24 protein-coding genes are annotated in these 24,180 nt (G+C 69.9%); 10 read left to right on the top strand and 14 right to left on the bottom strand.

Features of this window, described 5'->3' with window-relative positions; all coding sequences use genetic code 11:
• Nucleotides 1–6: 6 nt before the first annotated feature.
• Genes FFI97_RS32105 through FFI97_RS32080 form a run of 6 tightly spaced genes read right to left on the bottom strand, consistent with a single transcriptional unit; the run spans nt 7 to nt 5,533 of the window.
• The gene (locus FFI97_RS32105; protein WP_139700744.1) at nt 7–981 is read right to left on the bottom strand and encodes a Bug family tripartite tricarboxylate transporter substrate binding protein; all 975 of its coding nucleotides are present in this window, start codon (nt 979–981) and stop codon (nt 7–9) included.
• Nucleotides 982–1,021: 40 nt separating this feature from the next.
• Nucleotides 1,022–1,987, bottom strand: a complete 966-nt coding sequence (locus tag FFI97_RS32100; RefSeq protein WP_139700742.1) for an MBL fold metallo-hydrolase — start codon at nt 1,985–1,987, stop codon at nt 1,022–1,024.
• Nucleotides 1,984–2,202 carry a DUF2783 domain-containing protein gene (locus FFI97_RS32095; protein WP_139700740.1) on the bottom strand — a complete coding sequence of 73 codons (219 nt, stop codon included), beginning with the start codon at nt 2,200–2,202 and terminating at the stop codon, nt 1,984–1,986. The genes FFI97_RS32100 and FFI97_RS32095 overlap by 4 nt, the downstream gene beginning before the upstream one ends.
• Nucleotides 2,199–3,857, bottom strand: a complete 1,659-nt coding sequence (locus FFI97_RS32090) for an FAD-dependent oxidoreductase (RefSeq protein ID WP_144004555.1) — start codon at nt 3,855–3,857, stop codon at nt 2,199–2,201. Before FFI97_RS32090 ends, FFI97_RS32095 begins: the two co-directional genes overlap by 4 nt.
• A gap of 7 nt (nt 3,858–3,864) precedes the next feature.
• The gene (locus tag FFI97_RS32085) at nt 3,865–4,986 is read right to left on the bottom strand and encodes an alpha/beta hydrolase family protein (protein WP_139700736.1); all 1,122 of its coding nucleotides are present in this window, start codon (nt 4,984–4,986) and stop codon (nt 3,865–3,867) included.
• Nucleotides 4,979–5,533: a VOC family protein gene (locus FFI97_RS32080; RefSeq protein WP_139700734.1), complete on the bottom strand. Its 555-nt coding sequence runs from the start codon at nt 5,531–5,533 to the stop codon at nt 4,979–4,981. The genes FFI97_RS32085 and FFI97_RS32080 overlap by 8 nt, the downstream gene beginning before the upstream one ends.
• Before the next feature lie 90 nt (nt 5,534–5,623).
• Here FFI97_RS32080 and FFI97_RS32075 point away from each other — a divergent pair, with 90 nt between their 5' ends.
• From FFI97_RS32075 to pyk, 3 genes are all read left to right on the top strand, one after another.
• A complete protein-coding gene (locus FFI97_RS32075) occupies nt 5,624–6,532 on the top strand; it encodes a LysR family transcriptional regulator (RefSeq protein WP_139700732.1) in 909 nt (302 codons plus the stop codon).
• 92 nt (nt 6,533–6,624) lie between these two features.
• The gene (locus FFI97_RS32070; RefSeq protein WP_139700730.1) at nt 6,625–7,818 is read left to right on the top strand and encodes a phosphoglycerate kinase; all 1,194 of its coding nucleotides are present in this window, start codon (nt 6,625–6,627) and stop codon (nt 7,816–7,818) included.
• A gap of 105 nt (nt 7,819–7,923) precedes the next feature.
• Nucleotides 7,924–9,372 (top strand): pyruvate kinase, encoded by a 1,449-nt coding sequence (gene pyk / locus FFI97_RS32065; RefSeq protein WP_062478290.1) that lies wholly within the window; start codon nt 7,924–7,926, stop codon nt 9,370–9,372.
• Between the two features lie 60 nt (nt 9,373–9,432).
• Here the strand turns inward: pyk and FFI97_RS32060 are convergent, their stop codons facing one another.
• A complete protein-coding gene (locus FFI97_RS32060; RefSeq protein WP_139700728.1) occupies nt 9,433–10,458 on the bottom strand; it encodes a 1-aminocyclopropane-1-carboxylate deaminase in 1,026 nt (341 codons plus the stop codon).
• Nucleotides 10,459–10,602: 144 nt separating this feature from the next.
• Between FFI97_RS32060 and FFI97_RS32055 the strand changes: the two genes are divergently transcribed.
• The 3 genes from FFI97_RS32055 (at nt 10,603) to FFI97_RS32045 (ending at nt 13,316) form a co-directional block, all read left to right on the top strand.
• Nucleotides 10,603–11,088, top strand: a complete 486-nt coding sequence (locus FFI97_RS32055) for an Lrp/AsnC family transcriptional regulator (RefSeq protein WP_070063218.1) — start codon at nt 10,603–10,605, stop codon at nt 11,086–11,088.
• A gap of 154 nt (nt 11,089–11,242) precedes the next feature.
• Nucleotides 11,243–12,307 (top strand): class II fructose-bisphosphate aldolase, encoded by a 1,065-nt coding sequence (fba, locus tag FFI97_RS32050; protein WP_062478296.1) that lies wholly within the window; start codon nt 11,243–11,245, stop codon nt 12,305–12,307.
• A gap of 100 nt (nt 12,308–12,407) precedes the next feature.
• On the top strand, nt 12,408–13,316 hold the full coding sequence (locus FFI97_RS32045) for a phosphoribosylaminoimidazolesuccinocarboxamide synthase (protein ID WP_062478299.1): 909 nt from the start codon (nt 12,408–12,410) through the stop codon (nt 13,314–13,316).
• A 175-nt stretch (nt 13,317–13,491) separates the two neighbouring features.
• Here FFI97_RS32045 and FFI97_RS32040 read toward each other — a convergent pair whose 3' ends face one another.
• The 4 genes from FFI97_RS32040 to FFI97_RS32025 all read right to left on the bottom strand — a co-directional run bounded on the left by FFI97_RS32040 (nt 13,492) and on the right by FFI97_RS32025 (nt 16,739).
• Nucleotides 13,492–13,935 (bottom strand): META domain-containing protein, encoded by a 444-nt coding sequence (locus FFI97_RS32040; RefSeq protein ID WP_139700726.1) that lies wholly within the window; start codon nt 13,933–13,935, stop codon nt 13,492–13,494.
• 102 nt (nt 13,936–14,037) lie between these two features.
• Nucleotides 14,038–15,327, bottom strand: a complete 1,290-nt coding sequence (locus FFI97_RS32035) for a type II toxin-antitoxin system HipA family toxin (protein ID WP_139700837.1) — start codon at nt 15,325–15,327, stop codon at nt 14,038–14,040.
• Between the two features lie 49 nt (nt 15,328–15,376).
• Nucleotides 15,377–15,685 (bottom strand): helix-turn-helix domain-containing protein, encoded by a 309-nt coding sequence (locus FFI97_RS32030; protein ID WP_095950502.1) that lies wholly within the window; start codon nt 15,683–15,685, stop codon nt 15,377–15,379.
• 133 nt (nt 15,686–15,818) lie between these two features.
• The gene (locus FFI97_RS32025; RefSeq protein ID WP_139700724.1) at nt 15,819–16,739 is read right to left on the bottom strand and encodes a tetratricopeptide repeat protein; all 921 of its coding nucleotides are present in this window, start codon (nt 16,737–16,739) and stop codon (nt 15,819–15,821) included.
• Nucleotides 16,740–16,775: 36 nt separating this feature from the next.
• On the opposite strand from FFI97_RS32025, the gene purE reads away from it, so the two are divergent.
• The 3 genes from purE to FFI97_RS32010 are packed head-to-tail and all read left to right on the top strand — an operon-like array spanning nt 16,776 to nt 19,509.
• Complete coding sequence (gene purE / locus FFI97_RS32020; protein ID WP_139700722.1) at nt 16,776–17,321, top strand: 5-(carboxyamino)imidazole ribonucleotide mutase; 546 nt, start codon at nt 16,776–16,778, stop codon at nt 17,319–17,321.
• Nucleotides 17,318–18,511, top strand: coding sequence for a 5-(carboxyamino)imidazole ribonucleotide synthase (locus FFI97_RS32015; RefSeq protein WP_062481925.1), 1,194 nt, complete (start codon nt 17,318–17,320; stop codon nt 18,509–18,511). Before purE ends, FFI97_RS32015 begins: the two co-directional genes overlap by 4 nt.
• Nucleotides 18,508–19,509, top strand: coding sequence for an L-threonylcarbamoyladenylate synthase (locus tag FFI97_RS32010; protein WP_144004554.1), 1,002 nt, complete (start codon nt 18,508–18,510; stop codon nt 19,507–19,509). Before FFI97_RS32015 ends, FFI97_RS32010 begins: the two co-directional genes overlap by 4 nt.
• A 24-nt stretch (nt 19,510–19,533) precedes the next feature.
• Here the strand turns inward: FFI97_RS32010 and FFI97_RS32005 are convergent, their stop codons facing one another.
• The 3 genes from FFI97_RS32005 to FFI97_RS31995 form a co-directional block, all read right to left on the bottom strand.
• Nucleotides 19,534–21,138, bottom strand: coding sequence for an alpha/beta hydrolase family protein (locus FFI97_RS32005; RefSeq protein WP_139700834.1), 1,605 nt, complete (start codon nt 21,136–21,138; stop codon nt 19,534–19,536).
• Nucleotides 21,139–21,271: 133 nt separating this feature from the next.
• Entirely contained in the window at nt 21,272–22,693 is a 1,422-nt protein-coding gene (dacB, locus tag FFI97_RS32000; protein WP_139700718.1) for a D-alanyl-D-alanine carboxypeptidase/D-alanyl-D-alanine-endopeptidase, read from the bottom strand.
• 7 nt (nt 22,694–22,700) lie between these two features.
• Nucleotides 22,701–23,288, bottom strand: coding sequence for a GDP-mannose pyrophosphatase (locus tag FFI97_RS31995; protein WP_139700716.1), 588 nt, complete (start codon nt 23,286–23,288; stop codon nt 22,701–22,703).
• A gap of 78 nt (nt 23,289–23,366) precedes the next feature.
• On the opposite strand from FFI97_RS31995, the gene FFI97_RS31990 reads away from it, so the two are divergent.
• Nucleotides 23,367–24,134 carry a DeoR/GlpR family DNA-binding transcription regulator gene (locus FFI97_RS31990; RefSeq protein ID WP_139700714.1) on the top strand — a complete coding sequence of 256 codons (768 nt, stop codon included), beginning with the start codon at nt 23,367–23,369 and terminating at the stop codon, nt 24,132–24,134.
• The last annotated feature ends 46 nt before the right edge of the window (nt 24,135–24,180 follow it).

The following is a 24,180-nucleotide window of genomic DNA, read 5'->3' as shown; positions in this document are numbered from 1 at the left end:
CTCAGACTAGTCGAGCTTCACGCCGGCGGTCTTGATGATGTTGCCCCAGCGCTCGCTTTCTGCGCGCGAGAGCTTGTAGAAGTCCTGCGGCGTGCCGGGCAGCGCCTCGAAGCCGAACTCCGCAAACAGCTTCACCACCTTCGGTGCCTTCATCGCCTTGTGCAGCTCGGTGTTGATGCGCGCCACGGCCTCGGGCGGCATGCCGGCCGGGCCGATCAGGCCGTGGAAGGCGTAGGCGTTGACGTCGCTGAAGCCGGCCTCGACGAAGGTCGGCACCTCGGGCAACGCACTGGCGCGCTGCGGCAGCGCGATGGCCAGCACGCGCACCTTGCCCGACTTGATGATCGGCAGGCCCGAGGCCAGGTCGAGCATCATCGTCGGCACCTGGCCGCCCATCACGTCGGTCATGGCGGGCGCGGCGCCCTTGTACGGCACGTGGGTGATCGTGAGGCCCGCCTTCTGCTTGAACAGCTCCATCGCCATGTGGTGCGGCGAGCCGTTGCCGGGCGAGGCGTAGCTCACCTTGTCGGGGTTGGCCTTCACGTAGCGCACGAACTCGGCCACGTTCTTCGCGGGAAAGTCGGGGTGCACGACCAGCGCCACCGGGAAGCGCCCGATGGTGCCGATGTAGGTGAAGTCGGTCGCCGGCTTGTAGGGCAGCTTGGCGAACATGTGCTCGTTGAACAGCAGCGCCGCGTTTTCGGCCTGCATGATCGTGTAGCCGTCGGGCTTGGCCTGCATCATCACCGACACGCCGATGTTGGTCGACGCGCCGGGGCGGTTGTCGATGATCAGCGGCTGGCCGAGCGAGGGCTGCATGGCCTCGGCCAGCGAGCGCGCGAGGTTGTCGGTGCCGCCGCCGGCCACGTAGGGCACGATCCATTTCACGGGCTGACTCGGGTAGGCCGCCAGTTGCGCCGACGCGAAGGGTGCGGCGGCGAGCGCGAGGGTCGCGGCCAGCAGGGGAAGGAAGCGTTTCATCGTTTGTTGTCTCCGTTGCTTTGTTGAAAAAGGGGGCGGCTCAGGTGCCGCGCAGGACCTGCCAGAGCTCGCGGTCGCGCTCGGCGGTCCACACGACCGGGTGCTCGATGCCGCGCAGCTCGTCGTACGCGCGCGAGACGTCGAAGGGCAGCACGTGCTGGAACACCGGCCAGCCGCCGAAGTGCGGCGTCATGGCCGCCTCGGCGCGCGCGAAGCATCCCTTGAGCGTCTCGCCCGCGGCGATGCCCGCGCGCACTCTGTCGAGCAGCGTCGAGAGAAAGTCTTTCGTGAGCCCGATCGCCTCGGCGCAGGCGGCTTCGCCTTGCAGCACCGCGCCGCGCCCGGGCACCAGCACGCGCGGTTGCAGCGCGCGCACCGCGTCGAGCGTGCCGGCCCAGTCGCCGATGTAGGCGTCGCCCGCGTACACGCCGCAGTGGTTCTCGACCACGTCGCCCGCAAACAGCACGCCGCTGTCGGGCAGCCAGGCCACGGTGTCGCCGCCCGAATGGCCGCGGCCCAGCGCCATGAGCCGCAGTTCACGGCCACCGCCGAGCGGCAGCGTCATCTCGCGCTCGAAGACCGTGGTCGGGAAGGTCAGGCCCGGAATCTCTTCCACGCCCGCGAACAGGCGAGGAAAGCGGCCGACTTCCGATTCGAAGTCGGCCTGGCCGCGCGTGCGGATCCAGTCGAGCGTGCCGTTGCTGGCGACGATCTCCTGCACCTCGTCGAAGGCGCTCGCGCCCATCACGCGCACCGCGTGGTAGTGCGTGAGCACGATGGTGCGGATCGGCTTGTCGGTCACGCTGCGGATCGCCGCGAGAAAGTCGCGCGCCATGCGCGGCGTGGGGCGGGTGTCGATCAGCACCACCTGCTCGTCGCCGACGACGAAGCCGCAGTTGGGATCGAAGTCGCTGATGTAGCCGTAGGCGCCAGGGGCGAGTTCCTGCAGCCGGGGCTTCTGCTCGCGGGTGTCGGAGGCGGAAGCGAAAGAGACGGTGGCGGTCATGGAGGTGTTGTCGTGGTCGTGGGGATGTCGTCGTCGGCCTCGGCCGCCGCGCGGATGCAGGCGAGCAGCACGGCCTGGTCGGCGCACTGGTTGGCCAGCAGCAGCACGAGGCGGGCGTTGAGGTCGGCGCTCTGCGCCTCGGTGCGGCCTTCGTGCGCAGCCAGCAGCGCGGCGTAGAAGCCGTCGGGGTCGGGGATGCGGGGCTCGGTGATCATGAGGACGAAGCGGGGAGTGCGAGCGCCGTGCGGACGGCGGCGGTGACCGTGTCGGGGGTGGGTTGCACAAGGAGCGCAGCGCGGTAGGCATCGGGGCGCACGAGCACGAAGCCGCCCGCTGCACTGGGGTCGATGCCGAGGTGGCGTGCCAGCGTCTCGTCGGCCTGCAAGGTAGGCAGGCCGCTGTCGCCGCCGACGGCCAGCAGGCGCAGCGGCAGTGCGGCCGTGGCATCGCTCGCGGCCTGCGCCTGTGCGCGCGTCGGCGCGAACCACAGGCCCAGGCACTGCGTGCCCTCGGCCAGCAGCTGCATCAGCGTGGTCTGGCGCCCGTCGGCCCAGCGCAGCGGCAGGTTCTGCACCGTGCGCCCGCCTTCGGGCAGCAGCGGCGCGGCGGGGTAGTCGTTGGAGACCGACATGCGGCCCGTGTTGACCAGCGCCCGCGCGAAGGTGTGGCGCTTGGCCAGCGCCACCACGGCGCGGCGCAGCGTGTGCTCGGCCGGCGAGCGCGGCGCGAGGAAGCGCGCCGATCGGCTCGTGACCGTCAGGTTCTCCTGCGCGGCCGGACGGCGCTCGGCGTCGTAGCTGTCGAGCAGCGCATCGCCGGCCCTCCCTTGCGCGACCAGCGCGAGCTTCCAGCCGAGGTTGGCCGCGTCCTGGATGCCGGTGTTGCCGCCGCGCGCGCCGAAGGGGCTCACCACGTGCGCGGCATCGCCGATGAAGCACACGCGGCCGTGGCGAAAGCGCTCCAGCAGGTGGTCGCGGTAGCCGTACGGGCCGATCCACACGAACTCGAAGGCCACGTCGGGCCCGAGCTGTTCGCGCAGCCGCGCGCCGGCCACCTCGGGGCGGCTGATCTCGGCCGGGTCGCAGTCTTCTGGCATCTGGTAGTCGATGCGCCACACGCCGTCGGCCATCAGGTGCTGCCACACGCCGCGGCCTTCGTTGAAGGGCGCATCGACCCAGGTCCAGCGCTCAGTGGGCAACGGTTTTTCGAAGCGCACGTCGCTGATGCACCAGCGGTCGGTGCTGCGCGAGGCGTGCGAAGCCACGCCGAGCTGCGTGCGGATCGGGCTGTTTGCGCCCGTGGCGTCGATCAGGTGGTCGGCCTCGATCGTGTAGCTGCCGGCGGGCGTCTCGATGTCGATGCGCACGCCGTCGGCCAGCGGCTCGACGCGCGTCACGCGGCTCTTCCAGCGCAGGTCGGTCACGCCGAGTTCGAGGAGGCGATCGACCAGGAACCACTCGATGTAGAACTGCTGCAGGTTGATGAACGGCGGCTGCGTCGAGACGCTGTTGGCCTGCAGGTTGAAGTTGTAGACCTCTTCGTCGCCCGAGAAGGTGCGCCCGAACGACCAGGTGACGCCCTTGGCCGCGATGCGTTCGCAGATGCCCAGGCGCGCGAAGATCTCCAGGCTCTTTTGCGCATAGCAGATGCCGCGCGACGAGGCGCCGCGCACGCCCACGGTGTCGTCCTCGTCGAGCAGCACGGCGCGCACGCCGCGTTGCGCGAGGTCGCAGGCCAGCGTGAGGCCCGAGGGGCCGGCGCCGACGATCACGACCGGGTGGCGCACGACGGTCGTGCCGTTCAGCTCGGGCGGTGGCGTGAAGGGCCAGACCGGCAACTCGTAGGCCGGTGCGAATGCAAAGTTTTCCATGGCTCTTCTACAGCGCGTGTGCGAACTCGGCGATGGCGTCGGCCGCCTGCGGAATCAGCTCGGGTTGGCCCGCCAGGTAGTGGTTGCCGCCGACGATGTCGACGTTGCGGATGCGCGCGCCGCCCGCGGCCATCCAGGCGTCGCGCGTGCTCGGGAAGGTCGACTGGTCGCCGGTGTAGGTCAGCAGCAGTTGGGGCACCGTGGTGCGCGCGAGGTTGGTGGGCCCGTCGGCCTGCGAGCGCGACGACCACTGCGAGAGGAAGGCGGTGAGCGAGGTGGTGCGGCCCATCGCGTTGGCCGCATAGTTCACCTGCCGCGCATCGCCCCAGACGCTGCCGGGCAGGCGCGCGTTCGCATCGAGCGACAGGTCGACGCAGCGCGGATCGGCGTGCGTGCGGTAGACGACGAAGGTCTGGTCGCGCGGCGCGCCGGGTGTGCCGCGCAGCAGCGCGAGGCGTTCGAGGCACCACTGCTCGATGCGGTCCAGCCGCGCCTTCTGCGCCGCGCTGAAACGTGCGAGAAAGTCGGCCTCGTAGGGCACGCGGTGGCGCGGGTCGTACATGTCGAGCTCGGGGTCGACCGAGAGCGGGTCGTGCTCGTCGGTGACCGAGGGGTCGATCCAGTCGCGCATGAGCCGCGTGCGGCCCAGGTGTGCGGCGCACAGCGCGAGGCCGTCCACGGGCGGCAGGTCACTGGGGTGCAGATGGGTCGGGTCGCCGTCGGGCAGGTGCGTGGCCGTGAGCTGCTCGGCCTGCGCCTGGTAGAAGGCCGAGAGCGCGGCGCCGCCCGAGTTACCGACCAGGAACACCTTCTCGTAGCCGGCCGCGCGCAGGTACTGCACGCCGGCGCCCAGGTCCTGAATCGCACGCTCCATCAGCAGCACCGTGTCGTTGCCGACGAAGCGCGAGTTCAGGCCCATGCAGCAGATGCCGCGCTCGGCCAGCGGGCCGATGAGGTAGTGGCCCATGAAGTTGCTGGTCGGGTGCATCACGATGGCCGCGATCTTCTTGGGCCCCGGCGGCGCGCGGAAGGCGCCGTAGATGCGCGGGCGCAGCAGCTGCAGGCCCGACTGGCTGTCCATGGCCGCGCCTGGCTTCACGTCGATGACGGCGAGTTGCAGCTCAGACATGCGACGCGCCTTTCGCTGCGCGAAGCGCCGCCTTGCGCGCGGTCCACGCGTCGAGGTCGGCATGGGCATGGCGCGCGTGCGCGTCCATCTCGGTTTGCGGCACGGTCGGCGTGGTGAGTTCCACGCGGATGCCGTTGGGATCGAAGAAGTAGATCGACTCGATGATGTGGTGGTCGGTCACGCCCAGCACCTCGACGCCCGCGCCTTCGAGCCGCGCCTTGGCGGCCAGCAGGTCGGCCACCGAGTCGACGCGCAGCGCGATGTGGTTCACCCACGAAGGCGTGTTGGGCGAGGGCAGCGCGGCGGTGTCGTCGCCCAGGTCAAAGAAGGCGATGTACGCGCCGTCGCGCATCTGGAAAAAGATGTGCACGTAGGGGCAGTACTCGCCCGTGCTCGGCACGTGGTCGTTCTTGATGACGTGGGCCAGCGGCAGGCCCAGCAGGTCTTCGTAGAAGTGGCGGGTTTCCTCGCTGTCGCGGCAGCGCCAGGCGAAATGGTGCAGCCCGCGAATGGGTGGGGGCGCCGTGGGGGTGGCGGTCGTCGGCATGTCGTGTCTCCGTTGAGGCCGCGATTGGGCAATGCCGCGTCTTATGATGCAATCGAAATTAATTCATCGATTGATGAAATAACCATATATATGAACCTCACCCTGCGCCAGCTGCGCGCCTTCGCCGCCGTGGCCGAAACCGGCAGCTTCACCACCGCCGCCGGGCAGCTGCACCTCACGCAGTCGGCGCTCAGCGTGCTGGTGCGCGAGCTCGAGCGCGAGATGGGCGTGCAGCTGCTCGACCGCAACACGCGGCGCGTGCAGCTGTCGGAGGCGGGGCGCGAGTTCCTGCCGTCGGTGCACCGGCTGCTCGGCGACCTCACGAGCGCGGTCGCGGGCGTGACCGATTTGCGTGACAAGAAGAAAGGGCTGTTGCGGCTTGCAGCGCCGCAGCTCATGGCCTGCACGCTGATGCCGCGCGTGATCGCCGCCTACCGCGAGGCGTACCCCGACGTGGACGTGCGCCTGGCCGACACGCTGCCCGAGCACCTGCTGCTGGGCGTGGCGGCCGGCGACGTCGAGCTGGCCGTGGGCCAGGACGTGGCGGTGGACGCCGCCGCCATCGAACGCCGCACGCTGTTCCGCGACCGCCACTGGCTGATCTGCCCGCCCGGCCACGCCTTTGCCAAGCGCCGCAAGGTGCGCTGGCACGAGCTGGGGCCCTACACCTTCATCGCGCCCACGCGCGACTTCCGCCAGCGCGTGCTGCCCGAGCTGGGGGCCGAGGAGCGCGCCTTCCTGATGCGGCCGGGCGCGCAGGAGGTGTCGTACATGACCACCGCGCTGGGCATGGTGGCCTCGGGGCTGGGGCTGACCGTGTGCCCGACCTACTCGGCGTCGCTGGTGCGCGCGCACGGGCTGCAGATGGTGCGGCTCGAGTCGCCCGACTTCCACCGCGAGGTCTGCGTGTACAGCGCGGCGCGGCGCTCGCTGTCGCCCGCGGCGGCGAGCTTCGTCGGCATCCTGGAGCAGTTCGCGACCGCGCAGCCGAAGGCCTGAAAAAGCATCGGCGCCCCGCAAGAGACGCGCAGGGGCGCCAGAGGGCGAAAACTACAATGCGGGCAGTCCCGTCTTTCACCATCCTCAGACCCATGAACGTCATTCGATTCACCGACCTCTGTGCGCAAGGCAAGGCCGCCGGCCAGCGCGTCTTCATCCGTGCCGACCTCAACGTGCCGCAGGACGATGCCGGCCGCATCACCGAAGACACGCGCATCCGCGCCTCCGTGCCCTGCATCCAGCTGGCGCTCGATGCCGGCGCGGCCGTGATGGTCACCTCGCACCTGGGTCGCCCGACCGAAGGCGAGTTCAAGCCCGAAGACTCGCTGGCGCCCGTCGCCCAGCGCCTGGGCGAGCTGCTGGGCCGTGAGGTTCCGCTGGTGGCCAACTGGGTCGACGGCGTCGACGTCAAGCCCGGCCAGGTCGTGCTGCTGGAGAACTGCCGCGTCAACAAGGGTGAGAAGAAGAACGACGAAGCGCTGGCCCGCAAGCTGGCCGCGCTCACCGACATCTACGTGAACGACGCCTTCGGCACCGCCCACCGCGCCGAAGCCACCACCTACGGCATCGCCCAGTTCGCCAAGGTGGCCGCGGCCGGCCCGCTGCTGGCGGCCGAGATCGACGCCATCACCAAGGCACTGGCCCAGCCCAAGCGCCCGCTGGTCGCCATCGTGGCGGGCTCGAAGGTCAGCACCAAGCTCACCATCCTCAAGAGCCTGTCGGCCAACGTCGACCAGCTGATCGTCGGCGGCGGCATCGCCAACACCTTCATGCTGGCCGCGGGCCTGTCGATCGGCAAGTCGCTGGCCGAGCCCGACCTGCTCGACCAGGCCAAGGCCGTCATCGACGCCATGCGTGCGCGCGGCGCCGACGTGCCGATTCCGGTCGACGTGGTCACGGCCAAGACCTTCGCGGCCGACGCACCCGCCACCGTCAAGGCCGCCACCGACGTGGCCGAGGACGACCTGATCCTGGACATCGGCCCGAAGACGGCCGCCATCCTGGCCGCGCAGCTGCGCGAAGCCGGCACCATCGTCTGGAACGGCCCCGTGGGCGTGTTCGAGTTCGACGCCTTCGCGGGCGGCACGAAGGCCATCGCGCAAGCCATTGCCGAAAGCAGCGCCTTCTCGATCGCCGGCGGCGGCGACACCCTGGCGGCCATCGCCAAGTACGGCATCGAAAAGCAGGTCGGTTACATCTCGACCGGCGGCGGTGCCTTCCTCGAGGTGCTGGAGGGCAAGACCCTGCCGGCCTTCGAGATCCTGGCCAAGCGCGCGGCGGGCTGATTCCGGCGGCGGTCCGGCCACGGGAGGGAAATCCCCCGTGGCGACTGACTTCCGTTCGACACACAAAGTGTATACAGTAGCGAATACAAAACGGAGACCCCCTTCATGAGCTCGGACCGCATCCCCCGCCACGCCACCAAGATCGTCGCCACCCTCGGCCCCGCCTCCAGCACGCCGGAATTGCTGGAACAGATGATCCTGGCCAAGGTCAGCGTGGTGCGGCTGAACTTCAGCCACGGCACGGCGCAGGACCACATCGACCGCGCCACCATGGTGCGTGAGGCGGCCCGCAAGGCCGGCCGGGAAGTGGCCATCATGGCCGACCTGCAGGGTCCGAAGATCCGCGTCGGCAAGTTCGCGCAGGGCAAGATCTGGCTGGAGCCGGGCGCCAAGTTCGTGCTCGACGCCTCGCGCACCGAGCTGGGCGACGTCGACGCTGTGGGCCTCGACTACAAGGACCTGCCGCGCGACGTGAAGCCCGGCGACAAGCTGCTGCTGAACGACGGCCTGATCGTGCTCACGGTCGACGGCGTCAAGGGCGAAGCGGTGCACACTACCGTCAAGCTGGGCGGCGAGCTGTCGAACAACAAGGGCATCAACAAGCAGGGCGGCGGCCTCACGGCGCCCGCGCTGACGGCCAAGGACATGGAAGACATCAAGACCGCGATGAGCTTCCAGGCCGACTACGTGGCCGTGAGCTTCCCCAAGAACGCCACCGACATGGAAATGGCGCGCCAGCTGTGCAACGTGGCGGCCGCCGAGTACGGCCACAAGCCCGGCATGATCGCCAAGATCGAGCGTGCCGAGGCCATTCCGAAGCTGGAAGAAATCCTGCGCGCCAGCGACGGCATCATGGTCGCCCGCGGCGACCTCGCCGTGGAAGTGGGCAACGCCGCCGTGCCGGCGCTGCAGAAAAAGATGATCCGCATGGCGCGCGACATGGACAAGGTGGTCATCACCGCGACCCAGATGATGGAGTCGATGATCACCAACCCCGTGCCCACCCGCGCCGAGGTGAGCGACGTGGCCAACGCCGTGCTCGACGGCACCGACGCCGTGATGCTCTCCGCTGAAACCGCCTCGGGCCGCTACCCGCTCGAGACCGTCCAGGAAATGAGCCGCATCTGCGAAGCCGCCGAGGCCGCCGAAGACAAGACGCTCGACGCCGACTTCAGCGGCAAGACCTACAGCCGCATCGACCAGTCGATCGCGATGGGCGCGCTGTTCACGGCGCACCACCTGGGCGCCAAGGCCATCGTGGCGCTGACCGAGTCGGGCTCGACCATCCTGTGGATGAGCCGCCACCGCGCGCACATTCCCATGTACGCCCTGACCTCGCGCCTGGCCACGCAGCGCAAGCTGGCGCTGTACCGCAACGTGCGCCCGCTGCTCATGGATTCGGAAAGCGACCGCGACACCGCGCTGCGCCAAGCTGAGAGCCATCTGAAGAAGCGCGGCATCGTGCAAAGCGGCGATGTGTACGCCATCACCTGCGGCGAGCCGATGGGCGCGCCGGGCGGCACCAACATGCTCAAGATCTGCCGCGCGAGCTGAGATCGTTCGCAGCAAAGCAAAGGCCGGCACATGCCGGCCTTTTTCATTGCGCCGTCTGGTTCAGCCGTTGCGGAACAGGAAGCTGTAGGCGTTCAGCGCGGGCACACCGCCCAGGTGCGCATACAGCACCTTCGAGCCCGCCGGGAATTCGCCCAGCCGCACCTTCTCGATCATCCCGTGCATCGACTTGCCCTCGTACACCGGGTCGGTCAGCATGCCCTCGAAGCGCGCGCTCAACCGGATCGCCTCCAGCGTGCCTTCGTTCGGCAGCCCGTACTCGGGCCCGCCGAAGCGGCGGTCGAGCACCACGTCCTTCTCCGTGATGTCGCGGCCCAGCTCGACCAGCTCGACCAGCTCGGCCGTGTTCCTGGCGATGCGCAGGATCTGCTCGTAGGTCTGCTGCGGCTTGGCCGAGGCGTCGATGCCGATCACGCGGTCGGCCCGGCCGTCGGCCGCGAAGCCCACCACCATGCCGGCTTGCGTGCTGCCCGTGACCGAGCAGACCACGATGTAGTCGAACTTGAAGCCGAGCTCGGCCTCTTGCTGGCGCACTTCCTCGGCAAAGCCCACGAAGCCCAGGCCGCCGCGCGGGTGCTCCGAGCAGCCCGCCGGGATCGGGAAGGGCTTGCCGCCGGCCGCGCGCACGTCGGCCATCGCCTGTTCCCAGCTCTGGCGGATGCCGATGTCGAAGCCCGCCGCGTCCAGCCGCACGTCGGCGCCGAGGATGCGCGACATCTCGATGTTGCCGACCCGGTCGTACACCGCGTCGGAGTAGCTGACCCAGTTCTCCTGCACCAGCACGCACTTCAGGCCCAGATGCGCGGCCACGGCCGCCACCTGGCGCGTCTGGTTCGACTGGATGCCGCCGATCGACACCAGCGTGTCGTAGCCGCCTTCAAGCGCCTCGGGGATCAGGTACTCCAGCTTGCGCGTCTTGTTGCCGCCGAAGGCCAGGCCGCTGTTGCAGTCCTCGCGCTTGGCGTAGAGGTCGACCTTGCCGCCCAGGTGGGCGCTCAGGCGCTTCAGCGGCTGGATCGGCGTGGGGCCGAAGGTCAGGGCGTGGCGGGGGAATTTCTTCAGGTTCATCGACGCAGCTCCAAAAGCGGTGAGGGTTGAAGCTGTCGATCGTAGGAAGAAGGCTTTGCAATGTGCTTGCGAAGTTGGCTGGCTTCGTCGCTCAAAAGAAGGCAGGATCGCCATACAGAAGGCTTTTCATCCGGAAAGGAAGCCATGAGCACAACAAAGTTGCGGGCCCCGACGGAGCTCGACCGCACCGACCGCGCCATCCTGCGCGCCCTGCAGCGCGACGCCTCGGTGTCGAACGTGGCGCTGGCCGCCAAGGTGAACCTCAGCGCGCCGGCCTGCCTGCGGCGGGTCGAGCGGCTGCGGGCCGCGGGCTTCATCAAGGGCGTGGTCGCCCTGCTGGACCCCGACGCGCTCGAGGTCGGCATGCTTGTGATGATCGGCGTGGTGCTCGACCGCTCCACGCCCGACTCCTTCGCCGATTTCGAGAAGGCGGCGCAGAAGGTGTCGGGCTGCCTCGAATGCCACGTCGTCACGGGCGAATTCGACTACTTCATGCTCGTGCGCACCCGCGACAACGACAGCTTCAACCGCCTGCACGCCGAGCAGCTGCTGTACCTGCCGGGCGTGCGGCAGATCCGGACCTTCGTGGTGCTCAAGCAGGTGCTGTCGACCACGCAGTTGCCGATCTGAAAAAGTTGAAAAAGAGCTGCGCGCCAGTACCCGTGGCGCCCGGGGTGGCGTCGGCCCTGTCCCACAAGGGGGCTCGGTAGAATCGGGGTAGTTTTCTCCCGACTTTCCGCCTTCTCTTTTTCCCGTCTTTTTCTATTCCCACGAGGTATTTCCCATGGCACTCGTCTCGATGCGCGAACTGCTGGACCACGCCGCCGCCAACGGCTACGGCATTCCGGCCTTCAACGTCAACAACCTCGAACAGGTCCAGGCCGTCATGGAGGCTGCCAAGGAAACCGGCGCGCCCGTCATCCTGCAGGCCAGCGCCGGCGCCCGCAAATACGCGGGTGAAGCCTTCATCAAGCACCTGATCCAGGCCGCCATCGAGCAGTACCCGAACATCCCGCTGGTGATGCACCAGGACCACGGCCAGAGCCCGGCCATCTGCCAGGGCGCCATCGACCTGGGCTTCTCGTCCGTGATGATGGACGGCTCGCTGCACGAAGACGGCAAGACGCCCGCCTCGTTCGACTACAACGTCGACGTGACCCGCAAGGTGGTCGAGCTGGCCCACAAGGTCGGCGTCACGGTCGAAGGCGAGCTGGGTTGCCTGGGCTCGCTCGAAACCGGCATGGCCGGTGAAGAAGACGGCATCGGCGCCGAAGGCGTGCTCGACCACGCGTCGCTGCTCACCGACCCCGAAGAAGCCGCGCAGTTCGTGAAGGCCACGCAGCTGGACGCGCTGGCCATCGCCATCGGCACCAGCCACGGCGCCTACAAGTTCACGCGCAAGCCCACGGGCGACATCCTGTCGATCCAGCGCGTGAAGGAAATCCACGCCCGCCTGCCCAACACCCACCTGGTGATGCACGGCTCGTCGTCGGTGCCGCAAGACCTGCTGGAAATCATCCGCAAATACGGCGGCAACATGAAGGAAACCTACGGCGTGCCCGTCGAGGAAATCCAGGAAGCCATCAAGTACGGCGTGCGCAAGATCAACATCGACACCGACATCCGCCTGGCGATGACCGGCGCGGTGCGCAAGTTCCTGGCCGAGAACCCCGAGAAGTTCGACGCCCGCGAGTGGCTCAAGCCCGCGCGCGAAGCCGCCAAGCAGATCTGCAAGCAGCGCTACATCGAATTCGGCTGCGAAGGCCAGGGCGCCAAGATCAAGGGCGACACGCTGCAGGTCGTTGCCGCCAAGTACGCCAAGGGCGACCTGGCGCAGCAAGTCATCTAACGAAGACCGACTGCGCGCCGCAGGCCACCGCTCGCGGTGGCTTTTTTCTGCGCGCACAATCCGCTTTTCCCGTCACCGTTTCCCAGCCGAGCATCCGTCCATGACCACCGTTCACACCTCTTCCATCCAGAGCCTGCCCCTGCTTGCGCGCGGCAAGGTGCGCGACAACTACGCCGTCGGCGAAGACCGCATCCTGATGGTCGCGAGCGACCGGCTCAGCGCCTTCGACGTGATCATGGGCGAGCCCATCCCCGGCAAGGGCGAGATCCTCACCAAGATGGCGCTGTGGTGGTTCGACCGCCTGGGCGCGCTGTGCCCCAATCACCTGACGGGCGAAGCGCCCGAGAGCGTGGTGCAGCCCGACGAGGTGGCGCAGGTCACGGGCCGCTCGATGCTGGTCAAGCGCCTGCGTCCGATCCCGGTCGAGGCCGTGGTGCGCGGCTACCTGGCCGGCAGCGGCTGGAAGGAATACCAGGACAACCGCGCCGTCTGCGGCGTGCCGCTGCCCGAGGGCCTGACCAACGCCAGCAAGCTGCCGCGCCCGATCTTCACGCCCGCAGCCAAGGCCGCGGCTGGCGAGCACGACGAGAACATCAGCTACGAGCGCGTGGTCGAGGTCGTCGGCCCCAAGCTGGCCCAGCAGATCCGCGAGGTCAGCATCGCCATCTACGAGGCGGCGGCCCAGATCGCGCTCGCCAAGGGGATGATCATTGCCGACACCAAGTTCGAGTTCGGCCTGGACGAGAACGACACGCTGGTGCTGATGGACGAGGTGCTCACGCCCGACAGCTCGCGCTACTGGCCGGTCGAGGGCTACGAGGCCGCGCTGGCCGCCGGCACCAACCCGCCGAGCTACGACAAGCAGTTCGTGCGCGACTGGCTCGAAGCCACCAAGATCAACGGCAAGCCCTGGGACAAGACGCCCCCGGCGCCGCGCCTGCCGGCCGAAGTCATCGAGAAGACGGCCGCCAAGTACCGCGAGGCGCTGGACCGCCTCACCCACGGCTGACCTGATTCAGGTCGCTCTTTCCCCATGGCTCACGGCGCTGTGCACGCCCCCGATGCATCAAGGGGAGTGAGCCTTTCGCGAGACACCGCGGAACCGGCTTCGCCGGGCCGCAGGTGTCGCCCCCGGTGAGGGGGTTGGCGTAGCGACACGAAGTGCGCGAAGCCTGGGGGAGTTCCTACCTGTTGCCGCTGCTGAGCAGCGCGACCGTGCGGCCGCTGCCATCGAGCAGCGCGAGCCGCCCCGGCGCCAGCCGGTAGCTGGCCGTGTTCTGCAGCGCCGACAGGAACTGCGCCTCGTTGGCGCCGCGCACCGGGTCCGCGCAGGCCATGCGGGTCGCGGCCATCTGGCCGAGCTTGAGCGACACGCCCGCGCGCGTGAACGATCCCGTGACGCGGTTGCAGCCGCCTGAACCACTGACCCGTCCGCTGTTGCGATCGAACTGCAGCTGCGCATCGCCGCCGGGCGCGATGGGCTCGTCGCCCAGCTGCACCAGGCGCCACACCGGCCCTTCGATCGGCTCGTCGAGGCTGATGCCGCTGCCGCAACCGGTCAGGGCGGTCAGCAGCAGCGCGGCCGAGGCAACGGCGGGGAGCGCGGTACGGCGGGCGAAGGAACGCATGGCCAATTTTCCTTTTCAATCTGCAACAAGTTAAAACCGGCGCCATCGTATGCGACGCCGTGGCCGGTGCGAAGACAGGCCCGATGGCGCATCCGGGCTTCTTCAGGCCCCGAGGGCCGCCAGGGCCACGCCGCCCGCGAGGCGCGCCTCGACGCAGCGGCGCACGCTGGCCGGCGTGCCGTCCTGCGCCAGCAGCGCGGGCCACTCGGCCTGGGCCTGGCGCACCGTGTCGCGCGCGATGGCCATCAGGCGCGCCGGCCGCAGCAGCCCGGCCGCGCGCAGCAGCGCCTCCAGCGCCGCCCCGTCGAAGGCGCGCAGCGTGGCGTCGATGGCGCGGTTGACGCCGTAGTCGCGCGCCGGCACGTCCTCGAAGAAGGCGGCCACGCAGACTGGGTCGTACAGCGGCGCGAGCACCGGCGCCACGCCGTCGGGGTAGCGCAGCGCCCAGTTCTTCAGGTGCGCGTCGCTGTTGCCCAGCAGGATGAAAGCGACCAGGCGGCGCACGCACTCGCGCACGTCGGCCACTGGGTTCGGCGACAGGCGGTCGAGCACGCGCAGCATGGCGGGCCAGTCGGTGGCCAGGCCGCGGCCGTACTTCTGGCGCGGCTCGTACTGCAGCACCTGCGCGAACTCTTCCATGTGGATGCGCCCGCCCTCGGGCGTGCGGTCGAAGCGGCGCACCGCCAGGATCTGCGCGAAGGGCACCTGCTCGGGCAGGTCGGCGTCGGCGCGGTCGATCACGTGGGCCTGCGCGCAGTCGAGCCCGAGCGCGCCGCACAGGCGGTAGCCGGTGTATTCGTTGGCGACCAGGTCGGGGTGGCGCGTGCTCGGCAGCTTGAGGATGAACGAGCCCGCCGCGCCGTGGCGCTTGACCACGTAGCGCCGCCCGTCCTGCACCGCCGAGAACTTGGTCACCACGCCGGGGATGGCGGCGGCGTCTTCCACGGGCATCTCGACGAAGCCGGGTTCGAGCACGTCGAGCCCCAGCGCCGTGTGCCAGTGGCGCACGGTGTCGGGAATGCCCTCGGACGTGGGCACGGGCTCGACCTCGAGCGCGCCCATGAGGTCGTGGCCGGCGGCGGCCAGCAGCTCGAACTCGTCGTCGGCTGCGCAACCGCGCTGCTGCGCGAGGCGCTCGCGGTTGTGGCCCTCGGGCAGCAGGTTCTGGAAGTAGCTGGGCCAGCGGCCGTCGCTGCGCGAGACGCGGGCGTCGCGCGCCGACGCCAGGATCGCCCGCGTGGCGGTCTCGTCGGCGCCGCGGTACGCGAGGGACAGCGTGGGCCGGCCCGCATCGGCGATGTAGGCCTCGTCGAAGGACACGCGCAGGATGTCGCCGTACTGCGAGAGGTAACCGATGGCGCGCCGCCCGCCACCGGGCAGGTGCAAGTGCATCCGCAGGTAGCGGATGCCCGTGTTGAAGGCGGCGCGCGTGCTCACCGCCTCACCGGCTCTCGTCGGCCAGGCTCTGCGCGATGGACGGCGGCGCGCCCACGCCCGCCGGCTGGCCGAGCAGGCGGCCGCCCGAGCGCACGAAGTCTTCGAGTTGCGGGCGCAGGCTGGCGGGCACGGGCATCAGCTCGAGCCCCAGCACGCGCGCCATTTCGAGCAGCGTCGACAGGCGCGGATCGATCTGCCCGCTTTCGATGCGCTGCACCGTCATGCGCGACAGCCCGGCGCGCGTGGCCAGCGCCTCCTGGCTCAGGCCGCCGGCCTTGCGGGCTTTTTCGAGTTCTTCGGTCAGTTGGAGCATTGCAATACGCTTCTATCGGAAATTGAGTAGCAATGCTATCTATATGAGGTGGTGGCGGCAACAAAAAAAGCGACCCACAGGTCGCTTTTTTGTTCAATTGCGCACTGAAAGGCGCAATGCGTCGTTCAGCCGCTCAGCTCAGCACCACGCTGCTCAGGCGGCGACGGTACGTCGCAACGACCGGATCGTCCGGCGGAATCTGCCCGTCGGCGACCTTCACCTTCGGCGGCTCGATCACGTCGAGGATCGCGATGTAGGTCTTGCGCGCGAGGTCTTCGCTCCAGGTCTTGTCGCGCATGAGGATGTCGAGCAGTTCGTCCATCGCGTCGGTCCAGCGCTGGGCAGCCATCAGCAGGCGAGCGCGGTTGAAGCGGGCGTCGAAGTCGCGCTTGTTGGCCGCGATCTTGTCGTCGAAGTCGCCCAGCGTCGGCGCCGAGCCGGTGACCGGTGCGGCGAAATCGATGGCGTCCATCCAGCGCTGCAGCGAATCGAAGCGGCGCACCAGCGTGGTCTTGGCGATCACCGGGGCAAAGGCGACCTTGGCGTCGTCCACGCGGCCTTCCTGCAGCAGCAGCTTGATGTAGTCGAAGCGCGCGTCGTCGTTGGCCGGGTCGGTGGCCACCGCGTGCTGCAGCTTCTCGAGCGCGCCCAGGGTGTCGCCCTCGGCCAGCGCTTCCTGCGCGGCGGCGCCTTCCGACGCCGCTTCGGCCTCGTCCGCGCCCGGCACGTGCTTGTCGAGGAATTCGCGGATCTTCTCGGCCGGAATGGCGCCCACGAAGCCGTCCACCGGCTGGCCGTCCTTGAACATCACGCAGAACGGGATGCTGCGCACGCCGAACATCTCGGACAGCTGCGAGGAAATCTGCGGCACCTTGTCGGCGTCCAGCTTGGCCAGCGTGAAGCGGCCGGCGTACTCGGTTTCGAGCTTTTCGAGCACCGGGCCGAGCTGTTTGCAGGGGCCGCACCATTCGGCCCAGATGTCCAGCAGCACCGGCGTGGCGACCGAGCCTTCGATCAGCTCGGCCTGGAAATTTTCGAGAGTGATGTCGATCATCGGGAACAGCTGGGGGTGAAACGTAAAATTGAAACCATGAACGAAACCATTCAGGTCGGTGTAGTGATGGGCTCGAACTCCGATTGGGAGACGATGCGCCACGCGGTCGAGATTCTCCAGCAATTCGGAATCAGCCACGAAGCGAAGGTGGTCTCGGCCCACCGGATGCCCGATGCGCTGTTCGCGTACGCCGAAAGCGCCGCCGGGCGCGGGCTCACGGCGATCGTCGCCGGGGCGGGCGGCGCGGCCCACTTGCCGGGCATGCTGGCGTCGAAAACCACGGTGCCGGTGCTCGGCGTGCCGGTGGCCAGCCGCCACCTGCAGGGCGTCGATTCCCTCTACAGCATCGTGCAGATGCCCAAGGGCGTGCCCGTGGCCACCTTTGCCATCGGCACCGCCGGCGCGGCCAACGCGGCGCTGTTCGCCGTGGCGATGCTGGCGGTGAACAACCCGGCGCTGCGCGCCCAACTCGACGCCTTCCGCACGGCCCAGACCGCCGCCGCGGAGGCCATGGTGCTGCCGCCGCCCGAAGCGGGCGCGGCGGTGTCGCCCTTCTCGCCGCAAGGCGGGGGTGCGCTGTGAGCACCGGCCATTCGGGTGACCTGCCCATCCTCCCGGGCGCCACGCTCGGCGTGCTCGGCGGCGGCCAGCTCGGGCGCATGTTCGCGCACGCGGCCCAGCGCATGGGCTACTTCACTGCGGTGCTCGACCCCGACGCCGACAGCCCCGCCGGCCGCGTGAGCCACCACCACATCCACACCGACTACGCCGACGTCGACGGCCTGGCCCGCCTCGCCGGCCTGGCCGACGCGGTGACCACCGAGTTCGAGAACGTGCCCGCGCCCTCGCTGGAGCACCTGGCGGTGGCGCGGCCGGTGTCGCCCGCCGCCTCGGCCATCGCCATCGCGCAGGACCGCATCGCCGAGAAGGCGCACTTCACGCGCTGCGGCGTGCCCTGCGCGCCCTACGCCGTCATCGAGACGGCGGAGCAACTGGCCGCCGTCGATGACCAGCTGCTGCCCGGCATCCTCAAGACCGCCCGCCTGGGCTACGACGGCAAGGGCCAGCAGCGCGTGAAGACGCGCGCCGAGCTGGTCGAGGCCTGGCAGGCCGCCGGCTGCGTGCCCTGCGTGCTCGAGAAGATGCTGCCGCTCGAGTTCGAGTGCTCGGTGATCCTGGCGCGCGGCCGCGACGGCCAGATCGTGCACTTCCCGCCGCAGCGCAACCTGCACCGCGACGGCATCCTCGCCGTGACCGAGGTGCACCCGCAGAACATGCCCAAGACCGTGGCGCAGGGCGCGGTCAATTCCGCCAAGAGCATCGCCAGCGGCCTGGACTACGTGGGCGTGCTGTGCGTCGAGTTCTTCGCGCTGGCCGACGGCTCGCTGGTGGTCAACGAAATGGCGCCGCGTCCGCACAACAGCGGCCACTACACGATGGAAGCCTGCGACGTGTCGCAGTTCGAGCTGCAGGTGCGCACCCTCGCCGGCCTGCCGCTGACCGCGCCGCGCCAGCACAGCCCCGCCGTCATGCTCAACCTGCTGGGCGACCTCTGGTTCCCGGGCGGCGAAGGCGACGGCGCCAAGCCGGTCGCGCCGCGCTGGAGCGAGGTGCTCGCCCTGCCCGGCACCCATCTGCACCTGTACGGCAAGCTGGCGCCGCGCCGCGGCCGCAAGATGGGCCACCTGACCCTCACCGGCGCCACGCTCGAGAGCGTGCGCGCCAATGCCTCGCAGGCCGCGCTGCTGCTGGGCCTGCCGGCGCTCGCATGATCCTCGACGGCCACGCTCCCGACGCCATCGCCGAGGCCGCGCGCGTGCTGCGCGCGGGCGGGCTGGTCGCCTTCCCGACCGAGACCGTCTACGGCCTGGGCGCCGACGCCAGCAGCGACACCGCCGTCGCCGGCATCTTCGCGGCCAAGGGCCGGCCGGCCGACCATCCGCTGATCGTCCATGTGGCGGCGGGCGCCAAGGGCGCGCAGGCGCTGTCGCGCTTCGCCCAGCCGCTGCCGCCTTTCGCGCAGAAGCTCGTGCAGGCCTTCTGGCCCGGCCCGCTCACGCTGATCGTCACGCGCCAGCCCGGCGTGGGCACGGCGGCGGCCGGCGGGCAGGACACCATCGGCCTGCGCTGCCCCGCGCACCCGGTGGCGCAGGCGCTGCTCGAAGCCTGCGCCGAGCAGGGCGTGCCCGGCCTGGCGGGGCCCAGCGCCAACCGCTTCGGCCGCGTCAGCCCGACCACGGCGCAGCACGTGCACGACGAATTCGGCGACGCGCTGCTCGTCGTCGACGGCGGCGCCTGCGAAGTGGGCATCGAATCGACCATCGTCGACTGCAGCCGCGGCGCGCCCGTGCTGCTGCGCCCGGGCCTCATCACGCGCGACCAGATCGAGGCCGCCGTCGGCGAGCCGCTGCGCGACCGCGAGGTGCTCGACACGCCTGACCCGCGCGCCTCGGGCACGCTGGAGGCGCACTACGCGCCCGACGCCAAGGTGCGGCTGATGGACCCCAAGGCCATCCAGACCGGCCTCGATGTGCTCGGTGCCAACGCCGCGCACATCGCCGTGTGGACGCGCAGCAGCGTGCGCAGCCGCTCGCAGCGCGTGCTGCTGCGGCGCATGCCCGACGACGCCGCAGCCACCGCGCAGCAGCTGTTCGCGGTGCTGCGCGAGTTCGACGCGCAGGGCGTGAAGCTGATCTGGGTCGAGACGCCGCCCGACACGCCCGAGTGGGAAGGCGTCAAGGACCGCTTGCAGCGCGCTGCAGCGGCCTGATCAACGCCTCTCAGGCTGCGGGGCTCAGCCTCCGGCCGCCAGCACACCCTGGAAGAACCCGCGCGCTGCCGCCAGGCAGAACGGCGGCGCCAGCGTGCCGTGGTAGGCCGCGGTCACGGCGCGCGCCTTGTCGGTGGCGCTGCCCGGCGTGCTCTGTGCCAGCAGGTCCTTGGCCTGCGCGAAGCCGGCGCGTGCCGCCGAGTAGCTGTCGGTGGTGCCGCGGTCTTCCAGGTCGACCACCGCGAGCGCGGCGGCGGGCATGCCCTTGGCGCGGAAGTAGCCGGCGGTGGCGCGCGTGCTCAGGAAGTTCACGGTCGGGTCGTTCGCGCCGCTGCACAGCAGCATCGGCTTGGTCGGCACCCAGTTGCGCAGGTCGTTGGCGATGGCCGCCTTGCGGAAGCCCGTGGCGGGCTTGCAGTCCAGCGGCGTGGCCGAGCCGAGCGACGCGGCCGTGGCCGGCAGCGCGTTGCCGGGGCAGGGGGCCGACTGGATGTCGGTGGCCGCCTGCGTGAGGAAGCTCTGCTTGATGAGGTTGTTGGCCCCATAGAAGATCGCCAGCTCGGGGCTCACCGGGCCCGGCTTGCCGTCGGCCGGGAACAGCGCCAGCTGCGGCAGCTTGCCGCTGGAGAACAGCGTGCCCGGCGTGAGGGTGGGCAGCAGCGTGTCGATGCCGGTGGCGTACTGCGCTTCGTAGACGTCGCTGGTGCTGTTGTAGACGTTGCCGAACTGCTGCTGCCAGCTCGTCGACAGCAGCGGCACGAACAGCGTGGCGCCCAGCGCCGGCCAGCCCAGGTAGGTGTAGTCGGTCAAGAGGCTGATGGCCGAGGGCGCGGCCAGCGGGGCCGAGGCCGTCACCATCTTGCCGGTGGCCTGCATCTCGCGGTGCGCGGCCATCGCCACGTAGCCGCCCTGCGAATAGCCGGTGATGAACAGCGAGCCGGCGTCGTTCGCGCCGATGTCCGAGAAGGTCTTGCGCGCCGCGGTGAGCGCATCGACCATGTCCTTGCCCTGCTGCTCGCCGTTGAGGTAGGGGTGGTAGGGCAGCGTCGACTTGTCGTAGCCCGCATAGTTGGGCGCCACCACGATGTAGCCCTGCGCCGCGAACATGGCGGCCACCATCAGGCCCTCGCCGGCGGCCGGCTGGGTGGTGTCGGTCCACTTGGCGAGGTTGTAGTTGCGCGCCGGCGTGGTGCCGTGCGCGTACAGCACCACGGGGCGCGCGCCGCTGCAGGCGACGTCGGAACCCGAGGGCACCATGATCGCGGCGGTGGCGTTGGTGGCTTCGTTCTTGCCGCCGACGGTGCGGTACTCGAGGTAGCGCATGTCGACGCCGCACTTGGGCGCGCCGGTGACCTGCAGCAGCGCCTTGCCCTGGTCGGAGGCCTGCAGGCTGGCCCTGAACTGGTCGGCCGTGAGCTTGGTGCCCTGCTCGGGCGGGCTGGTGACGACCGAGCCGCGCCCGGTGTCGCTGCCGCCGCCCGGCGGCGGAAAGCCGATGCCGATACCACCCCCACCCCCGCCGCCTCCGCCGCAGGCGGCGAGCAACAGCGTGGCGCCGACGAGCGTCGCCGTGGCGGTGACCTGGCGGGCCGGGAAGGACGAGGGCTGTGAATGCCGTGGGTGCTGCAAGGTCAAGGCGCGTCTCCTGGAGTTGTATCGAAAACGAACGAGCGTCCGATTCTGGGCAGCGCCATGGCCGCGCGCAAGCAGCGTTTGCGAGCAGAACCTATTCAGTAGCGGGGCGGCTCGGGCCCCGTCCGAGTCACTGGTCCTGCGCGGTCCAGTCGATCAGCGCATCGAAGGCGGCGCGCGCGGCGCCGGCGTTCTCGCCGTTGGCGATGGCCACCAGCACGTAGCGCCGGCCGCTCGCGCCGTGCACGTAGCCGGCCACGCCCGAGGCGTCGCGCAGCGTGCCGGTCTTCAGGTGCGCCGCGCCGCCCGAGCGCAGCGTGCGCCGTTTCAGCGTGCCGTCCACGCCCATCGCGGGCAGCGAGGCCACCAGCTCGGGCATCACGGGCGAGCGCCACGCCACCTGCAGCATCTTGCCGAGCGCGGCGGCGCTGATGCGCTCGTCGCGCGACAGGCCCGAGCCGTTCTCGAACACCGGCGACGCCTCGCCGGTGCCGATGCGCTCGCGCCACCACTGGCCCAGCGCGCTGCGCGAGGCCTCGAAGGTGCCGCGCTGCTTCTGCGTGAGGCCCAGCGTGAGGAACACCTGCTGCGCCATCACGTTGTTGCTGTACTTGTTGATGTCGCGCACCACCTCGGCCAGCGGCGGCGATTCGAAGTCGAAGGCCGGCTTCAGGCCCGCGGGCACGCGGCCCTCGCGCATCTGGCCGCCCACGCGCCCGCCCATCTCGGCCCACATGCCGCCGATGGCGCGCAGGCTGTAGGTGCGCGGATCGGCGTACGCTACGGCCCAGCTCTTCTCACCGCAGCCGGTGGGAAAGCCGCCGTTGAAGCGGATGCGGTTCACGTCGCTGAAGTCGGGCTTGAGCGCGCCGCGCCAGTCGCCGCATTCGCCGGGCGCCAGCGGCACCGTGGGCGGCATCGCCACGCTGGCCAGCGGGGGCTCGTAGCTCACGCGCGCGAGCTGGCCCGCGCGGTCGGGCGCGAAGGTCATGTTCACCGACTTGAAGTTCACCAGCAGCGCATCGGGCGAGGCGTTGTAGGGGCGCAGCGGCTCGCCGTCGAAGGCGGCCGGGTCGTTCTCGACCGTGGTCTCGAAGGCGCTGCGGTCGATCACGATGTCGCCGCTCACGGTGGTGATGCCCAGGCCCTGCACGTGGCGCAGCAGCAGCCACACGCGCTCCAGCACCAGCTTGGGATCGCCCTGGCCCTTGATGTAGAGGTTGCCGTTGAGCACGCCGTTGGCCACCGAGCCCTCGACGTAGACCGGCGTGTTCCAGCTGTAGGCCGGGCCGAGCAGGTCGAGCGCCGCGTAGGTGGTCACCAGCTTCATGATCGAGGCCGGGTTCACCGGCACCTGCGAGCGCCAGGCCAGGCGCGGCGCGCGGCCCGCGTCGGCATCGGCCACGAGCAGGGTCACGGCCTCGCGCGACACCTTGGCGCGCGCGAGGGCGGCATCGACTTGAGGCGGAAGGGCTTGCTGGGCGAGGGCGCCGGCCGGGGCCAGCAGGGCGAGGGTCAGTGCGAGGGGCGCAGGGCGGAAGGCAAGAGGCATCCGCGGATTATCCCGGCGCGAAAACGTGCAGCTTCGCGTGGTACAGCAGCATGATCGTCTTGGCGTCGGCGATGCGGCCGTCGGCCACCATGGCCAGCGCCTCGTCGATGCCCAGCTCGAGCACCTCGATGTCCTCGCCCTCCTCCGCCAGCCCGCCGCCTGCGCCGACGCGCATCGAGGCCTCGTAGGGCGCGACGAAGAAGTGCAGCTTCTCGGTCACCGAGCCCGGGCTCATGAAGCTCTCGAACACCTTCTGCACGGTGCCGAGCCGGTAGCCCAGCTCTTCTTCCACCTCGGCGCGGATGCGTTCCTCGGGTGCCGCGTTGTCCAGCAGGCCCGCAGCCGCCTCGATCAGCAAGTCGTCGTGGCCGTTGACGAAGGCCGGGTAGCGGAACTGCCGCGTGAGCAGCACCGTGCGCTGGCCCAGGTGGTAGGGCAGCAGCGTGGCGCCGTTGCCGCGGTCGTAGGTCTCGCGGTGCATGCGCTGCCACTCGCCGTCATTGCGCCGCCAGTCGAAGGCGGTGGTGCGCAGCGTGTACCAGTTGTCGGACAGGAGGGTGACTTCGTGCACCCGGACGCGGTCGTGAATGGTCATGGCGGCGAGCATAGGCGCGAGTTCGTGCAATATCAAGAATATTCGTGCAATAACGTGCAAACACGTTACCATCGACCCATGCTCACCCGACCGCGCAAGCAACACATCCTCTCGGTCCTGCGGCGCGACGGCCAGGTCGTCGCCAAGGCGCTCAGCGAGGAACTGGCCCTGTCCGAAGACACCATCCGCCGCGACCTGCGCGAGCTCGCGGCCGAAGGGCTGCTGCAGCGCGTGCACGGCGGCGCGCTGCCGGTCGCGGCGGCCGAGGCCGACTTCAGCGGGCGCCAGCAGCTCGCGCCCGACGAGAAGGTGGCCATCGGCCGTGCCGCCGCGCGCCTCGTGAAACCGGGGCAGGTGGTGTTCATCGACGGCGGCACCACCGCCGTGCAGCTGGCGCGCCACCTGCCGCTCGCGCTGCAGGCCACGGTGGTCACGCACAGCCCGTCGGTGGCGGTCGAGCTGGCGGCGCACGCCGGCATCGAGGTGGTGCTGATCGGCGGGCGGCTCTTCCGGCATTCGATGGTGGCGGTCGGCGCGGCGGCCATGGCGGCCATTTCGCGCATCCATGCCGACACGTATTTCATGGGCGCCACCGGCGTGCACGCCGAGGCGGGCCTGACCACGGGCGACGCGGAAGAGGCCGAGATCAAGCGCGCCCTGATGGCCGCCGCGGCCGAGACCGTCGTGCTGGCCTCGTCCGAAAAGCTCGGGGCCGCGTCGGCCTGGGTGGTCAGTCCGCTGGCGGACGCGACGCAGCTGCTGGTGGCGCCGCAGGCCCCCGAGCAGGCGCTGGCGCCGCTGCGCGCGGCCGGGCTGGTGATCCTGCGCGCCGACGAGGCCGGCTGATTCGCCCCGCCCCTGCGCGGCCGGGGCCTGCCCTCGATAATGGCGG

This window comes from Variovorax sp. KBS0712 (assembly GCF_006323185.2).
Taxonomy (GTDB): Bacteria; Pseudomonadota; Gammaproteobacteria; order Burkholderiales; family Burkholderiaceae_C; genus Variovorax; species Variovorax boronicumulans.
Note: the sequence above shows the minus strand (reverse complement) of the source record. Positions and strands in the feature narration are given on the sequence as shown.

Excerpts from the sequence above, each read along its gene's own strand:
- fba (WP_062478296.1), top strand. The coding sequence starts at position 11,243 with ATGGCACTCGTCTCGATGCGCGAACTGCTGGACCACGCCGCCGCCAAC.
- purE (WP_139700722.1), top strand. The coding sequence starts at position 16,776 with ATGAACGAAACCATTCAGGTCGGTGTAGTGATGGGCTCGAACTCCGAT.
- FFI97_RS31995 (WP_139700716.1), bottom strand. The coding sequence starts at position 23,288 with ATGACCATTCACGACCGCGTCCGGGTGCACGAAGTCACCCTCCTGTCC.
- FFI97_RS32070 (WP_139700730.1), top strand. The coding sequence starts at position 6,625 with ATGAACGTCATTCGATTCACCGACCTCTGTGCGCAAGGCAAGGCCGCC.
- FFI97_RS32105 (WP_139700744.1), bottom strand. The coding sequence starts at position 981 with ATGAAACGCTTCCTTCCCCTGCTGGCCGCGACCCTCGCGCTCGCCGCC.
- FFI97_RS32090 (WP_144004555.1), bottom strand. The coding sequence starts at position 3,857 with ATGGAAAACTTTGCATTCGCACCGGCCTACGAGTTGCCGGTCTGGCCC.
- FFI97_RS32095 (WP_139700740.1), bottom strand. The coding sequence starts at position 2,202 with ATGATCACCGAGCCCCGCATCCCCGACCCCGACGGCTTCTACGCCGCG.
- FFI97_RS32030 (WP_095950502.1), bottom strand. The coding sequence starts at position 15,685 with ATGCTCCAACTGACCGAAGAACTCGAAAAAGCCCGCAAGGCCGGCGGC.
- FFI97_RS32075 (WP_139700732.1), top strand. The coding sequence starts at position 5,624 with ATGAACCTCACCCTGCGCCAGCTGCGCGCCTTCGCCGCCGTGGCCGAA.
- FFI97_RS32035 (WP_139700837.1), bottom strand. The coding sequence starts at position 15,327 with ATGCACTTGCACCTGCCCGGTGGCGGGCGGCGCGCCATCGGTTACCTC.
- FFI97_RS31990 (WP_139700714.1), top strand. The coding sequence starts at position 23,367 with ATGCTCACCCGACCGCGCAAGCAACACATCCTCTCGGTCCTGCGGCGC.
- FFI97_RS32025 (WP_139700724.1), bottom strand. The coding sequence starts at position 16,739 with ATGATCGACATCACTCTCGAAAATTTCCAGGCCGAGCTGATCGAAGGC.
- FFI97_RS32060 (WP_139700728.1), bottom strand. The coding sequence starts at position 10,458 with ATGAACCTGAAGAAATTCCCCCGCCACGCCCTGACCTTCGGCCCCACG.
- FFI97_RS32040 (WP_139700726.1), bottom strand. The coding sequence starts at position 13,935 with ATGCGTTCCTTCGCCCGCCGTACCGCGCTCCCCGCCGTTGCCTCGGCC.
- FFI97_RS32055 (WP_070063218.1), top strand. The coding sequence starts at position 10,603 with ATGAGCACAACAAAGTTGCGGGCCCCGACGGAGCTCGACCGCACCGAC.
- FFI97_RS32080 (WP_139700734.1), bottom strand. The coding sequence starts at position 5,533 with ATGCCGACGACCGCCACCCCCACGGCGCCCCCACCCATTCGCGGGCTG.
- FFI97_RS32085 (WP_139700736.1), bottom strand. The coding sequence starts at position 4,986 with ATGTCTGAGCTGCAACTCGCCGTCATCGACGTGAAGCCAGGCGCGGCC.
- FFI97_RS32100 (WP_139700742.1), bottom strand. The coding sequence starts at position 1,987 with ATGACCGCCACCGTCTCTTTCGCTTCCGCCTCCGACACCCGCGAGCAG.
- FFI97_RS32010 (WP_144004554.1), top strand. The coding sequence starts at position 18,508 with ATGATCCTCGACGGCCACGCTCCCGACGCCATCGCCGAGGCCGCGCGC.
- dacB (WP_139700718.1), bottom strand. The coding sequence starts at position 22,693 with ATGCCTCTTGCCTTCCGCCCTGCGCCCCTCGCACTGACCCTCGCCCTG.
- FFI97_RS32045 (WP_062478299.1), top strand. The coding sequence starts at position 12,408 with ATGACCACCGTTCACACCTCTTCCATCCAGAGCCTGCCCCTGCTTGCG.
- pyk (WP_062478290.1), top strand. The coding sequence starts at position 7,924 with ATGAGCTCGGACCGCATCCCCCGCCACGCCACCAAGATCGTCGCCACC.